Annotated in this window: 15 protein-coding genes; 2 read left to right on the plus strand and 13 right to left on the minus strand. The window is 72.0% G+C overall.

Annotated features, from left to right (window positions below; translation table 11 throughout):
* Nucleotides 1-114: 114 nt before the first annotated feature.
* The 5 genes from ACQ5BE_RS04845 to infC all read right to left on the minus strand — a co-directional run bounded on the left by ACQ5BE_RS04845 (nt 115) and on the right by infC (nt 4185).
* Complete coding sequence (locus tag ACQ5BE_RS04845; RefSeq protein ID WP_430295805.1) at nt 115-1083, minus strand: cation diffusion facilitator family transporter; 969 nt, start codon at nt 1081-1083, stop codon at nt 115-117.
* An 89-nt stretch (nt 1084-1172) separates the two neighbouring features.
* Nucleotides 1173-2036, minus strand: a complete 864-nt coding sequence (locus ACQ5BE_RS04850; protein WP_430296272.1) for a TrmH family RNA methyltransferase — start codon at nt 2034-2036, stop codon at nt 1173-1175.
* Nucleotides 2037-2159: 123 nt separating this feature from the next.
* Complete coding sequence (gene rplT, locus ACQ5BE_RS04855) at nt 2160-2543, minus strand: 50S ribosomal protein L20 (RefSeq protein ID WP_208712247.1); 384 nt, start codon at nt 2541-2543, stop codon at nt 2160-2162.
* Between the two features lie 93 nt (nt 2544-2636).
* Nucleotides 2637-2831 (minus strand): 50S ribosomal protein L35, encoded by a 195-nt coding sequence (rpmI, locus tag ACQ5BE_RS04860; RefSeq protein WP_208712246.1) that lies wholly within the window; start codon nt 2829-2831, stop codon nt 2637-2639.
* 163 nt (nt 2832-2994) lie between these two features.
* Nucleotides 2995-4185, minus strand: a complete 1191-nt coding sequence (gene infC, locus ACQ5BE_RS04865; protein WP_430295807.1) for a translation initiation factor IF-3 — start codon at nt 4183-4185, stop codon at nt 2995-2997.
* A 332-nt stretch (nt 4186-4517) separates the two neighbouring features.
* On the opposite strand from infC, the gene ACQ5BE_RS04870 reads away from it, so the two are divergent.
* The gene (locus ACQ5BE_RS04870) at nt 4518-4952 is read left to right on the plus strand and encodes a DUF1844 domain-containing protein (RefSeq protein ID WP_430295810.1); all 435 of its coding nucleotides are present in this window, start codon (nt 4518-4520) and stop codon (nt 4950-4952) included.
* Between the two features lie 103 nt (nt 4953-5055).
* Here the strand turns inward: ACQ5BE_RS04870 and ACQ5BE_RS04875 are convergent, their stop codons facing one another.
* From ACQ5BE_RS04875 to ACQ5BE_RS04910, 8 genes are all read right to left on the minus strand, one after another.
* On the minus strand, nt 5056-6405 hold the full coding sequence (locus tag ACQ5BE_RS04875; RefSeq protein WP_430295812.1) for an MFS transporter: 1350 nt from the start codon (nt 6403-6405) through the stop codon (nt 5056-5058).
* A 33-nt stretch (nt 6406-6438) separates the two neighbouring features.
* Nucleotides 6439-7356 (minus strand): SseB family protein, encoded by a 918-nt coding sequence (locus ACQ5BE_RS04880; protein WP_430295813.1) that lies wholly within the window; start codon nt 7354-7356, stop codon nt 6439-6441.
* Nucleotides 7356-8096 (minus strand): bifunctional 1-(5-phosphoribosyl)-5-((5-phosphoribosylamino)methylideneamino)imidazole-4-carboxamide isomerase/phosphoribosylanthranilate isomerase PriA, encoded by a 741-nt coding sequence (priA, locus tag ACQ5BE_RS04885; RefSeq protein WP_430295814.1) that lies wholly within the window; start codon nt 8094-8096, stop codon nt 7356-7358. The genes ACQ5BE_RS04880 and priA overlap by 1 nt, the downstream gene beginning before the upstream one ends.
* Before the next feature lie 43 nt (nt 8097-8139).
* Nucleotides 8140-8298, minus strand: a complete 159-nt coding sequence (locus ACQ5BE_RS04890) for a hypothetical protein (protein WP_430295815.1) — start codon at nt 8296-8298, stop codon at nt 8140-8142.
* Complete coding sequence (gene hisH / locus ACQ5BE_RS04895; protein ID WP_430296273.1) at nt 8299-9009, minus strand: imidazole glycerol phosphate synthase subunit HisH; 711 nt, start codon at nt 9007-9009, stop codon at nt 8299-8301.
* A 62-nt stretch (nt 9010-9071) separates the two neighbouring features.
* Complete coding sequence (gene hisB, locus ACQ5BE_RS04900; RefSeq protein ID WP_430295816.1) at nt 9072-9713, minus strand: imidazoleglycerol-phosphate dehydratase HisB; 642 nt, start codon at nt 9711-9713, stop codon at nt 9072-9074.
* Nucleotides 9714-9816: 103 nt separating this feature from the next.
* Complete coding sequence (locus tag ACQ5BE_RS04905; protein ID WP_430295817.1) at nt 9817-10917, minus strand: histidinol-phosphate transaminase; 1101 nt, start codon at nt 10915-10917, stop codon at nt 9817-9819.
* Nucleotides 10918-11027: 110 nt separating this feature from the next.
* A complete protein-coding gene (locus tag ACQ5BE_RS04910) occupies nt 11028-11471 on the minus strand; it encodes a LysM peptidoglycan-binding domain-containing protein (RefSeq protein ID WP_430295818.1) in 444 nt (147 codons plus the stop codon).
* Between the two features lie 333 nt (nt 11472-11804).
* Between ACQ5BE_RS04910 and lexA the strand changes: the two genes are divergently transcribed.
* Complete coding sequence (lexA, locus tag ACQ5BE_RS04915) at nt 11805-12512, plus strand: transcriptional repressor LexA (protein WP_208712236.1); 708 nt, start codon at nt 11805-11807, stop codon at nt 12510-12512.
* The last annotated feature ends 19 nt before the right edge of the window (nt 12513-12531 follow it).

The raw sequence follows: 12531 nt of genomic DNA on the forward strand, positions 1-12531 counted from the left end.
CAACGTGGGCTGCCGCCGTCGTGCTTAAATCCCACCGCGGGCGGCGGGTCACGGATCCAGGCGGGGTCACCGATCCATCCGCCTCCGTAGGAGGCTGGAGTTCGCCGCCGATTCTCAGTGGGAGCCCGTGCGGGGCACTTCCGGCTCGACAGCGGGGGTTCCCTGGGCGGGCCGGTCCCGCTGGATGTCCGGTTCGATGTAGATCACGCGGGCTGCGGGAACGGCGTCGCGGATGCGCACCTCGGTGGCGTCGATGGCCTGGGCGATCTCGGCCCCCGATGCCCCCGGCGCGACGCTGATCTTCACGCCGACGAGGAGCTCATCCGGGCCCAAATGCATGGTGCGCAGGTGGATGATGCGCGTCCCGTCGGACTGGATGGCCCCCTCGATCTTCGCCACGTCGGTCCTCGTGGCGGCTTCGCCGAGCAGGAGCGAGCTCGTCTCGACGGCGAGGACCCCGGCAATGATGACAAGGAGGATGCCGATCATGGCGGTGCCGAGGGCGTCCCAGACCCCGTTGCCGGTGATGAGCGTGAGCGAGACACCGAAGAGTGCGAACAGCAGGCCGAGGAGGGCACCGAAGTCCTCGAGCAGGATCACCGGCAGCTCGGGCTGCTTGGCGCTGCGGACGAACGAGACCCAGGACTGCTTCCCGCGGATCTGGTTGGACTCGTGGATCGCCGTGCGGAAGGACAGCCCCTCGGCGATGATGGCCCCGACGAGGACGGCCAGGGGAACCCACCACCACGAACCCTCGATCCCGTGCGGGTCGTGGAACTTCTCCCACGCTTCGAACAGCGCGAAGAGGCCGCCCACGGTGAAGAGGACGATCGAGACGATGAAGGCATAGATGTACCTCGCCCGGCCGTAGCCGAAGGGGTGCTCGGGGCTCGCCTGCTTCCCGGCCCGCTTCCCGCCGACAAGCAGGAGGACCTGGTTCCCCGAATCGGCCACCGAGTGGATGGCCTCCGCGAGCATCGACGACGACGCCGTGAGCAGGAACGCGACGAACTTCATCACCGCGATGGCCAGATTCGCGGACAGCGCCGCGACGACGGCCTTGGTCCCACCGCCAGAAGCCATGATGGTGCCTGCTTTCTCCTCGAGTCCCGAAGTGCGATCGGTACCAACCTACCCGTTCGGGCATGCCGGGAACCGGCCCCGGCGCCGGCTCAGCGCCTCTGGCTGCGGGCGCTCGCGTACAGGCAGACGGTGGCGGCGGTGCCGACATTGAGGCTCTCGGCCGCGCCGTAGAGCGGGACGGCCACGCGGTGGTCGGCCAGGGCCTTCTCCTCCTCGCTGAGGCCCTGCGCCTCGTTCCCGAACAGCCACGCGGTGGGCGCCTCGAGCCGATACTCCCCGGGAGCGGCAGCGGTGCCCATGCGCCTCGCCGCCGACTCGTCCTGGAGCCGGTCGAGATCGACCGGGCCCTCGCCGTCGGCTGCGAGGATGCCGAGCCCGGCGGCGCGGGCCGCGGCAGCGAGGTCCTGCGGTTCGGCACCCAGCACCACAGGGACGTGGAAGAGCGACCCGGCGGTGCTGCGGACCGCCTTCGGGTTGTAGATGTCCACGCTGCCGGCCGTGAGCACGACCGCGTCGGCACCGGCCGAGTCAGCGGCGCGGAGGATGGTGCCTGCGTTGCCGGGATCCTGGACCCGGCACATGACGGCCAGAAGCCGCGGGCGGCGGGCGAGGACGTCCTCGAGCGCGACGTCGAGCATCGAGCACACGGCGACGACGCCCTGCGGGTTGACGGTGTCCGCCATGGCGGCCAGCACGTCGTCGGTCGCGAGGCGCAGCTGGCCGGTTGCCGCGGCCGGCCCGGCGATCTCGGGGTAGCGGTCCAGGCAGGCCTCGCTCGCGTACACCTCGGCGACGACGGCGTCTCGCCCGCCGGCGCGCCGCTCGGCGTCGAGGCGCAGCGCCTCACGCACCGCCTGGGGACCTTCGGCGAGGAAGCAGCGACGCCGGTTCCTCGCCGCGCGCGTCGCCAGCTTGGCGACGTCACGCACACGGTCTGCGCGGGGATTGGCCATGGTCTCGGTCGGTGTCACGGACCAACTCTAGCGACGCCGAGCGGCCCGGGACGCGGCAGCGCCCGCGCAGCAGGGCTGCACGGGCGCTGTCGAAGGGGGTCGCGGGGCCGCGACGTCCGCTCGCTACTTGGCGACGGGGGCGTTGACGTCGGCCGGGAGGGCGTTCTTGGCGACCTCGACGAGGGCGGCAAACGCGGTCGCGTCGGAGACGGCCAGCTCGGCGAGCATGCGGCGGTCGACCTCGACCTCGGCGGCCTTGAGGCCCTGGATGAGGCGGTTGTAGGTCAGCCCGTTCGCGCGGGAGGCCGCGTTGATGCGCTGGATCCAGAGGCGACGGAAGTCGCCCTTGCGCTTGTGGCGGTCCTGGTAGCTGTACACGAACGAGTGCAGCAGCTGTTCCTTGGCCTTGCGGTACAGGCGCGAGCGCTGGCCGCGGTAGCCGGAGGCCCGATCGAGGATGGTCCGGCGCTTCTTGTGGGCGTTGACCGCCCGCTTCACACGTGCCACGTGCGTACTCCTTTTGAATCTCTCCCAGACACCCGGGCAATGCGCCCGGCCGGGATGGCTAGTGGCCCCGGAGGGGCCGGTGGGTGGAAGAAATCAGACGCCCAGCATCCGCTTGATGACCTTGGCGTCGCCCGGGGAGACGATCTTGTCGCCGGCGAGGCGGCGCGTGAGCGTCGTGGGCTTGTGCTCGAGGTAGTGGCGGCGGTTGGCCTGCTGGCGCTTGAGCTTGCCCGAGCCGGTCAGCTTGAAGCGCTTCTTGGCGCCACTGTGGGTCTTCATCTTCGGCATGGGAACCGATCTCCTTACGTACCCGCGGCGCGAGGCCGCGGCTTTCTCTGGCGGTCAGCTTGCGCGGACCGACTGGTTTCTCCGCCCGCCGGCAGGCCGGCGGCGGTGGACTGGCTGGGCGGACCGGCGCCCTCTCAGGCGCCAGTCCGTCTGCCGGGTCTGGCTAGTTGCCCCGCCGGCCGGACGGCCGGGGTGCCGTCGGCTTCGGGGCGGAGGGCTTCGGCGTGGCCGCGGACGGGCGCGGCACACCGGGCTTGGGAACGCTGGGCTTCGGCGCCGCCGGCTTGGGCGCCGAAGGGCGCGCGGACGACGGCGACGGGACCGGCTTGGGCGCAGCCGGAGCCGCCGGCTTGGACGCAGCCGAGGCGGCGGGCTTCGGCGCGGCGGTCTCGCGGGCGGGCTTCGGTGCGGCGGTCTCGCGGGGAGCCTTCGGCTCAGCGGGCTGCGCCTTGGCCTGGGAAGGCTGGGGCGCCACGGGCTCGGCCTGCGGCTTGTCCGCCTCGGCGGCGGGAGCCTCCTCGGGGGCCGGAGCCGCTTCGGCGGCCGGAGCCTCCTCGGAGCCCTGGGCCTCCTCGGCCGCGGGGGCCTCCTCAGGAGCTGAAGGCGCCGCAGTGGGCGTCTCCTCGACCTCGGGTGCCTCAGCCTCGCGTGCCTCAGCCTCGGGCGCCTCGGCCTCGCGGGCCGTGGCTGCCTGGAGCAGCTCCGCAGGGATGGAGTCCGCAAGCGACTGCGTCAGGGGGGCGCCGTCGGCGGTGACATTCCCCGCCTTCGCCGCCTCCGCCTTGGCCTTGTCCGTGGCGCGCTGGGCTGCGCGACGGGCCTCCGCCTTGGCCTCCGCCTTGTTCTTGAGCGGGCCGATCACCATGACCATGTTGCGTCCGTCGATCCGCGGGGCGGACTCGACAGCACCCACCTCGGCGACGTCCTCGGCGAACCTCTGGAGCAGGCGGATGCCCATCTCCGGACGCTGCTGCTCACGGCCGCGGAACTGGATCATGGCCTTGACCTTGTCGCCCGCACCGAGGAAGCGGAGGGCATGGCCGGTCTTCGTCTCGTAGTCGTGCTTGTCGATCTTGAGGCGGAAGCGGATTTCCTTCAGGACCGTGTTGGTCTGGTTCTTGCGCGCCTCACGCGCCTTGACCGCGGCCTCGTACTTGTACTTGCCGAAGTCCATCAGCTTGCACACCGGCGGCTTGGCCTGCGGTGCTACCTCAACGAGATCGAGGTCGGCCTCAGCGGCCAGGCGCAAGGCATCCTCGATGCGGACGATGCCGACCTGCTCTCCGGCGGGCCCGACGAGGCGCACCTCGGGGACGCGGATTCGCTCATTGATGCGTGGATCGCTAATGTTCAAGCTCCTGTACATGTGCGGACGTGCCCGGCAACAAGGAAGGCCCCCGATTGCCGGTGCAATCGGAGGCCTCGGATGGACACGCCCCGCTGGAGCGCCTGCCCGGAGCGACGGCGCGCGCCGTCCGGCCAACCTGAGTACCCGGCAGCTTTCCGGCCGTAAGGCCCGGACGCCGACAGGTGGGAGAGATCTCCGCTTGCAAACTATCTGTCAATTATACAGGGTTGACGCAGACAACCGTGCAACGGCACGGTCCCGGGGAACCGGTGCGTTGTCGGTGAGGCGCCCGCCACTGGAATAACGACATCCAGTCGGTCTGTGACAAGCTTATCAGCATGAGCAGCAGCACCCCGAACCCCGCCGCGTCCTCCGACGCGCCGTCCACCACGCACGATGCCCACCGCCACAGTTTCGGCGACTCCGCCGACGCCGCGCCGGACGTGAGCGCGCAGGTGCGGGACATTGCGGAGGTCGCGGCTGTCGAGGTGATCACGACGACGGCGGTGCACCTCATGAGCGCTGCCGCGGTGAAGTGCGGGCTCGCCGAGGGCCCGGACGCCGAAGGGCTCAAGGACCTGGACGAGGCGCGCAAGCTCATCACCGCCCTTGCCGGGCTGGTCACGGCCGCCGCCCCCGAAATCGGCTCGCAGCACGCCGGCCCGTTGCGCGACGGCCTGCGTTCGCTCCAGCTCGCGTTCCGCGAGGCGTCCGCCATCCAGGACGCGCCGGGCAAGGGCCCGGGCGAGAAGTACACCGGCCCGGTCAACTGACACCCGCCCGCACACGGGCGGTACGCACCCTTTAAGGGTCACCTTCTGGAGGTCACCTCCTGGCGGTCACATCGTGTGACCCCCAGGAGGTGACCTCCAGACGCTAGGCGGCGGGTGAGCCGGGGGCGGGCGCCCGTCGGCGCCGTCGTGCGCCCTGTGCCGCGAGGCCGGCCGAGCACAGCAGCACTCCGGCCGCCCCGATCCCGGCGAAGCCCGCCCACGGTCCGACCGCGTCGATGAGCGTGCCGGTCAGAGGAGAGCCCAGGGCCGTGCCCGCCGTGAGGGCGGAGCCGTACCACCCCATCGCCTCGCCTCGCCGTTCCTCGGGCACGAGCTCCGCCACGCGTTCGGAGGCTGCCGACAGGGTCGGCGCGCACAGGAGCCCCGGCAGGATGGACAGCACGCTGAGGGTGCCGGTGTCGTGCGCGAAGCCCAGCGGCATCGTGAGCACGCTCATCACGAGCAGGAGCACCAGCGGGGAGACCGGCCTGTGCATGGCGCCGTAGACGATCCCCCCGACCAGGGACGCCGCGCACCAGAAGAAGAAGACGATCCCGAGCTGTGCCGCCTCCCCGTGGCTGCGCAGGATCGCGACGATCCCGACGTCGGTGCCGGACAGCACCATGCCGGCGCCGGCGGCGACGGCCATGACCACGACGACGGCGACGCCCACCCGCCACCTCCCCCGCGGCCTCGAGTCCGCCCCACGCACGCGGGTCAGCAGGCGGCGGAGCCCGGAGGCCCCGTCCGCCTGGCCCGCCGCGACCTCCGTAGGGGCAGGCCGGGCGGCGGACTCGAGCCCGGAGGGCAGGTCCTCCGGGGACCCGCCCATGCCGAGCCCGGCGCTGTCCCTGGAGAGGGCGCCGGGCTGGGCCGTGCGCGTCGGCGGGTTGAACCACATCAGCGCCAGCCCAGCAGCGGCCGCGGACGCGCCGACGGCCGTGATCCCCCAGATGGTGGAGGCCTGCACGGCGGCGACGGCGGCGAGGGCGGGCCCCACCATGAAGGTCACCTCGGTGCAGATCGAGTCGAGGGCGAAGGCCGTGCGGCGCTGGGCAGCGTTCGTCATGACGCCGAGCGACTGCCGCACCACGGAGAAGATCGGCAGGGCGAAGATCCCGCCCACGAACACCGCCGCCAGGAGCCAGGGGTACTCGAGGTGGGGCGCCACGCCCCACACAAGTGCCTCGGCGAGGATCGAGGGAACGAGGGCGACGCGCAGACCTGCCGTATCCACCCGCCGACCGCGCCAGGGCGCCCCCACAGCGATGCCGACGGTCAGCACCGCGGCGACGGCGCCCGCGGCCGCGTACCCGAGGCCCAGGGTCTGGACGACGTGCAGCGTCAGCAGGACTCCGGCGGCGGAGTGCGGGAGCCGCGCAACCATGGCGACCAGGAGCAGCCGGCGCACCATCGGCGTACGCCACAGCTGGCCGTAGTGCGCGAAGTCCATGGTCCCCTCCCCCGGGCGGTGCGCGGTTCGGGCTCAGCTGGTCGCCGGGCGGACCTTGATCTCGATCGAGTCGACCGACTCCGCGAAGCGCGCGCTGCCGGCCAGCCGGCCGTGCAGCTCTGACACGGTCTCACGCACTGCCTCTGCTGGCAATCCGGGCGCGAGGGCCACGGTCAGGCGGAGCTCGGGCCCGGGGCCGCCGCCCGCGAGCACACGTCCGGACGCGTCGCGCGAGGCGACGCCTGCACCGGGGCCGATCTCGATGCCCCGCACCGCGTCGATGCCCTCCGACGCCCGGCCGACCTCGCCGACCAGGTCCGCGTCCGCGTACGACGGCGTCCACTCGCGCTGCTGAGCGAGCGCCCATACCCCGGGCCGGCGGAGCACGAACGTCACGTCCGCCCCGGGGTCGAGGACGAGGAGCTCGGCGCCCTCGGAGACGGCCGAGAGCGCCGCGCGCGGGGCGAACACGGCCACAGGGCGGGCCTCGGGGTGCCACGCGGCGAGTCGCTCGACGGTCGTGAAGACGGGCAGCGCCTTGCGGCCGTCGGGTGCCGCGACGGTCACGAGGGCCATGTCCGCCTCCTTGTCCTCGGCGAAGCCGTGCTCACCGAGGCCGCCTTCGGCGAGCTCCGCGACGACGGCGACGAAGACGCGGGCCGTGGCGAGCGCACGGTGGACTGCCGTCTCGTCCCCGGCGCCCGTGGCGAGGGCGGCGAGCGCAGCCGCGACGCCGGCGTCGGCCGCGCCGCCGTCGCCGTCGAAGGTGTGGAGGGGGTTGCCGTCGCCGCTCAGGTCACGGCCGGCCCACGGCTGCCCCGCCGAGTCGGCGGCGCTCCCGGCTCGGGCCAGCGCGGCGGCGATGTGGCCGGGCAGATGCCGCTGCGGCCCACCTGCGCCGTGGGCGTGGTGTGCGCCGTGCGCATGGCCGCGGTCGCCGTCGTGCGTCATCAGCGGCGCCCGGCCACGTCCAGCGCTTCGGGGAGCGTGAACTGGCCGGAGTAGAGCGCCTTGCCGACGATCGCGCCCTCGACCCCGAGCGGGACGAGCTCGCGCAGCGCGCGGAGGTCATCGAGGCCGGAGATCCCGCCCGAGGCGACGACCGGCCTGTCGGTGCGCTGGCACATCTCGCGAAGGAGGCCGAGGTTGGGCCCCTGGAGGGTGCCGTCCTTGGTCACGTCGGTGACGACGTAGCGGGCGCAGCCGGCGTCCTCGAGGCGTGCGAGCACCTCCCAGAGGTCGCCGCCCTCCTTGGTCCAGCCACGTCCGGCGAGCGTGGTGCCGCGCACGTCGAGCCCGACGGCGATGCGGTCGCCGTGGCGCTCGATGGCCTTGGCCGTCCAGTCGGGGTTCTCGATCGCGGCGGTGCCGAGGTTGACGCGCGCGACCCCCAGCGCGAGGGCCGCGTCCAGGCTCGCGTCGTCGCGGAGGCCGCCGGACAGCTCGACCTTGAGCGACAGGCTGCTGACCACGTCCGCGATCAGGGCACGGTTGTCGCCCCGTCCGAAGGCCGCGTCGAGGTCCACGAGGTGCACCCATTCCGCGCCGGCCTGCTGCCACGCCAGCGCCGCGTCGAGCGGCGAGCCGTAGCTGGTCTCACTGCCCGCCTCCCCCTGCACGAGGCGGACGGCCTGGCCGTCCACGATGTCGACGGCGGGCAGGAGTTCGAGGATCGGATCCCCAGCGCTCATGTGGTGTCTCTCCTGGAGGGAAGGGATGGGAACATTTCGGAGGTCATGCGACCGGAAGGGTCAGCACGTAGGCCGCCACCAGGGCGGCCACGGCCAGCGCGCCGAAGGCGATCCACGTCCAGTTGGGAAGGCCCTGCTTGCGGAACGAGATCGCGCCTCCGACGAGCAGCCCGGCCAGGCCGAACAGCAGAACGGACCACATTCAGGCGGCGTCCTCGGCGCCGGAGGGAGTCCCCCGGCGCAGCGACTGGACCCAGTTGCGCAGGAGCCGCGCGCCCGCGTCTCCCGACTTCTCGGGGTGGAACTGGGTCGCGCAGAGGGGACCGTTCTCGACTGCCGCGATGAACGGGGCGCCGTGCTCGCTCCATGTCACCAACGGCGGGGCCATGCGCGGCTGGGCGACTTCGAACTCCCACTTCTGGACACCGTAGGAGTGCACGAAGTAGAAGCGCTCGTCCTCGACGCCGGCGAAGAGCTTCGACCCCTCGGGGACCGTGACGGTGTTCCAGCCCATGTGCGGGACGACGTCGGCGGGCAGCAGTTCGACAGTGCCGGGCCATTCTCCGAGGCCCTCGGCTTCCACGCCGTGCTCGATCCCGCGCTCGAACATGATCTGGAGCCCGACGCAGATCGCCAGGACCGGGCGCCCCCCGGCGACGCGGCGGCCGATGATGCGCAGGCCGTCCACGGCCTTGAGCTCCTCCATGACGGTCGCGAACGCGCCGACGCCGGGCACCACGAGGCCGTCGGCGTTGAGCGCATCCTCCGCCTTAGCGCTCAGCGTGACAGCGGCTCCAGCCCGTTCGAGGGCGCGCACGGCCGAACGGACATTGCCCGAGCCGTAGTCGAGCACGACGACGGTGGGCCGCCCCTCGGGATCCGTCGCAGGTCCGCCCGCGTTCCGCGGGTCCACGGCGACGCCCCCCGGGGCATCCGCCGGCGCCTCGGGCAGGGAGTCCGCTCCGGGTACGGTGCTCACAGGGCTCCCTTTGTCGACGGGATGGCGTCCCCGATGCGCGGGTCGGGCTCGACCGCGGCGCGGAGGGCACGGGCGAAGGCCTTGAACTGGGCCTCGACAATGTGGTGGGGGTCCCGGCCGGCGAGGACGCTCATGTGCAGGCAGATGCCGGCATGCAGCGTGATCGCCTCGAAAACGTGCCGCGTGAGCGAGCCCGTGAAGTGGCCGCCGATCAGGTGGTACTCCTGCCCGGCAGGCTCGCCGCCGTGCACGAGGTAGGGGCGCCCGGAGACGTCGACGACCGCGTGCGCGAGCGCCTCGTCCAGCGGCACGCTCGCCTCGCCGAAGCGGCGGATGCCCGCCTTGGTGCCCAGCGCCTGCTTGAGGACCTCGCCGAGGGTGATCGCGATGTCCTCCACCGTGTGGTGGACGTCGATGTGGGTGTCCCCCGTCGCCTTGACGGTCAGATCGATGAGCGAGTGCTTGGCCAGGGCCGTGAGCATGTGGTCGTAGAACGGGACGCTGCTGGAGATGTCCGAGCGGCCGGTGCCGTCCAGGTCGATCTCGACGAGGACCGACGACTCGCTCGTCGTGCGCTCCATCCGCGCGCGTCGCCCAGTCCGCTCCTGGAGGTCGGCGGTCTGCAGCTCGGTGCTCATGGATGTGTCCTTCGGGTGAGGGGGTGTGGTCTCTATTCTATTCGCCTCGCAGCACGCCCCGTGCCGGGGGCGCGGGGCGGCGCGCGGTCGGGGACCGCCTCGCTCAGTGCGCGAGCAGCTCCTCGAGCCGCGTGAGGAACGCGGTGGTCTCCGCCTCGGTCCCGGCGGTCACCCGCAGGCTCCCGGGGATTCCGACGTCGCGCACCAGCACACCGACCTCGAGAAGTCCGCGCCACACGGCCTGCGGGTCCTCGAAGCCGGTGACGAACACGAAGTTGGAGTCCGAGGCGGCGGGGGTGAGCCCGAGCCGGGTCAGCTCGCGGACGATCCTGTCGCGCTGGCCCTTGATGGCCTCGACCTCTGCCATCAGGGAGTCGCGGTGCCGGAGCGCCGCGAGCGCGGTGGCCTGGGTGACGGCGGAGAGGTGGTAGGGAAGCCGCACGAGGCGGAGGGCGTCGATCACCTCGGGCGCCGCCGCGAGGTAGCCGAGCCGGGCACCGGCGAGGGCGAAGGCCTTGCTCATGGTCCGCGTGACGACGAGCCGGGGACGCCCGGGAAGGAGCGTGAGCGCCGTGGACGTCCCCGCCTGGGCGAACTCGGCGTACGCCTCGTCGACGATGACGATGCTCTGGCTCGCCTCCCCCGCCTCGTAGACGGCCTCGACGACGTCGAGGCCGAGTGCCGTCCCGGTCGGGTTGTTCGGCGAGCAGAGGATGACGATGTTCGGCGCGTGCTCACGCACCTGGGCGGCTGCGGACTCGGGGCTCAGGCCGAAGTCTGCCGACCGCTCGCCCCGGAGGTACGCCGTCCCGGTGCCGCTCGCGAGCAGGGGGTACATGGAGTACGTGGGCGGGAAGCTCAGGACCGCTCGGCCGGGTCCGCCGAAGGCCTGCAGGAGCTGCTGCAGGACCTCGTTGGAGCCGTTCGCGGCCCAGAGCTGCTCCGCCGACAGCCCGTGGCCGAGGTACTCGGCGAGGGCCTCGCGCAGCTCGGTGAACTCCCTGTCGGGGTAGCGGTTGAGACCGCCGGCCACCGCGCGGACGGCCTCCACGATGGCCTCCTGCACGTCCGCGGGGACCCCATACGTGTTCTCGTTGACGTTGAGCTGGATGGGGACGTCAAGCTGCGGCGCACCGTAGGGGTGCTGTCCGCGGAGATCGTCGCGGAGGGGGAGGCTGTTGAGTCGTTCGAGCTGGTCGTCCACCGGTCCAGCCTACGCCAGCGGCACCGGCGCCCACATTCCGGGGGCCAGCCGAAGACCCCGGAAACGGCACCATGCGGCTCGCCCCGGAGAGGTTCAGCGGGCGGAGAGGTTCAGCGGGCGAGCGGAACGACGATCTGCTCGCCGGGGAGCACTCTGGTGCTCTCCAAGTCATTGAGCTGGCGGATCTGGCTGATCGTCACGCGCGGGTCCTGGTCGGGCACACGGCCCTCGGCAATGCTCCACAGCGACTGGCCGGGCTGCACGGTCACCGTTTCGACAGCGCCGGGGCCGACCGCCTCCCCGGCCGCCTTCGCCGGCGCCATGAGCGCAGACCACGCGACGAGCACCGCCAGCGCCGCAGCGAACACCGGCAGGACGACGAGGACGAGCCTTCCCCTGCGCGTCAGGCGCAGCGGGGCCTGAGCAGGCGCGGACCGGAAGTCCCTGCCCGGCGACGCCGGGCCGCAGTGGACCACCTTCAGCCGGCGGCGTGCCTCCTGCTTGGCCGGGAGGGGAGCCCCGTGCCCATTTCCGGCGAGGATCGCGAGTGCCATGATGCGCCTTCCCCTGCGCAGTCGCCGAACGAGGTCGAGTGCGAACACATCGGCGGCACTCTGCGCAGTGTTTCGAAGAAACGTTCGAAGTGATGACTCTTTCTTAGCACCTGTCCACGATGCATGTCCAGACACGGTCGAACACATGTTTGAAAGGCCTGTCCGACTGGCCTACGGTGGGGATAGCACCGGGTTCCACGCCGAGCTGCCCGCCCCCGTCGACCATGACGACATCCTGCCGAGGGGGTACGACAGTTCTCGCAGGGAGGCCCCGGGGCATCGACGGACGGGATCCCGGAGCGCGTGGCGCCCCCGGTGGAGAGGCAGGACGGCATGGCATCACGGACCAGAGCAGCCAAAGGACTGACGGCGCGCCAGAAGAGGATCCTCGAGACGATCCAGCGCTCCGTGCAGCTCAAGGGCTACCCGCCGTCCATGCGCGAGATCGGGGACACGGTGGGCCTCGCAAGCCTCTCAAGCGTCACGCACCAGCTGATGCAGCTCGAGAAGCTGGGCTACCTGCGCCGCGATCCCAAGCGCCCCCGCGCCATGGAGGTCCTGATGCCGCTGACGCTGGACGAAGGCGAACTGAGCGTTCCGGCCGAGGAGGCCGCCGCCCTGCGCGGCGCGACCGGGGTCCCGCTCGGGGACATGGCCAGCGCTGCCGACACGGCGCTCGTTCCGCTGGTCGGGCGCATCGCCGCTGGTGGCCCCATCCTTGCGGACCAGGCGGTCGAGGACGTCATGCCGCTCCCCCGGCAGCTGGTGGGCTACGGCGAGCTGTTCATGCTCAAGGTCAAGGGCGACTCCATGATCGACGCCGCCATCTGCGACGGGGACTGGGTGGTCGTGCGCCGGCAGAACGCGGCGGAGAACGGCGACATCGTGGCCGCGCTGCTCGACGACGAGGCGACGGTCAAGACCTTCCGCCAGCGCGACGGGCACACCTGGCTCCTGCCGCAGAACACCCGCTACGAGCCGATCCTCGGCGACCACGCCACCATCATGGGCAAGGTCGTCTCGGTCCTGCGGTCGGTGTGAGCCCGCCGTTGGGCCGGCG

It is taken from the genome of Sinomonas sp. B1-1 (assembly GCF_050474465.1).
Lineage (GTDB): Bacteria > Actinomycetota > Actinomycetes > Actinomycetales > Micrococcaceae > Sinomonas > Sinomonas flava.

What these genes read in the sequence shown, in the direction of transcription:
- lexA (WP_208712236.1), top strand. Translation starts at nt 11,805, where the DNA reads ATGGCATCACGGACCAGAGCAGCCAAAGGACTGACGGCGCGCCAGAAG.
- ACQ5BE_RS04890 (WP_430295815.1), bottom strand. Translation starts at nt 8,298, where the DNA reads ATGTGGTCCGTTCTGCTGTTCGGCCTGGCCGGGCTGCTCGTCGGAGGC.
- ACQ5BE_RS04875 (WP_430295812.1), bottom strand. Translation starts at nt 6,405, where the DNA reads ATGGACTTCGCGCACTACGGCCAGCTGTGGCGTACGCCGATGGTGCGC.
- ACQ5BE_RS04910 (WP_430295818.1), bottom strand. Translation starts at nt 11,471, where the DNA reads ATGGCACTCGCGATCCTCGCCGGAAATGGGCACGGGGCTCCCCTCCCG.
- hisB (WP_430295816.1), bottom strand. Translation starts at nt 9,713, where the DNA reads ATGAGCACCGAGCTGCAGACCGCCGACCTCCAGGAGCGGACTGGGCGA.
- ACQ5BE_RS04845 (WP_430295805.1), bottom strand. Translation starts at nt 1,083, where the DNA reads ATGGCTTCTGGCGGTGGGACCAAGGCCGTCGTCGCGGCGCTGTCCGCG.
- ACQ5BE_RS04870 (WP_430295810.1), top strand. Translation starts at nt 4,518, where the DNA reads ATGAGCAGCAGCACCCCGAACCCCGCCGCGTCCTCCGACGCGCCGTCC.
- ACQ5BE_RS04850 (WP_430296272.1), bottom strand. Translation starts at nt 2,036, where the DNA reads ATGGCCAATCCCCGCGCAGACCGTGTGCGTGACGTCGCCAAGCTGGCG.
- ACQ5BE_RS04880 (WP_430295813.1), bottom strand. Translation starts at nt 7,356, where the DNA reads ATGACGCACGACGGCGACCGCGGCCATGCGCACGGCGCACACCACGCC.
- priA (WP_430295814.1), bottom strand. Translation starts at nt 8,096, where the DNA reads ATGAGCGCTGGGGATCCGATCCTCGAACTCCTGCCCGCCGTCGACATC.
- rpmI (WP_208712246.1), bottom strand. Translation starts at nt 2,831, where the DNA reads ATGCCGAAGATGAAGACCCACAGTGGCGCCAAGAAGCGCTTCAAGCTG.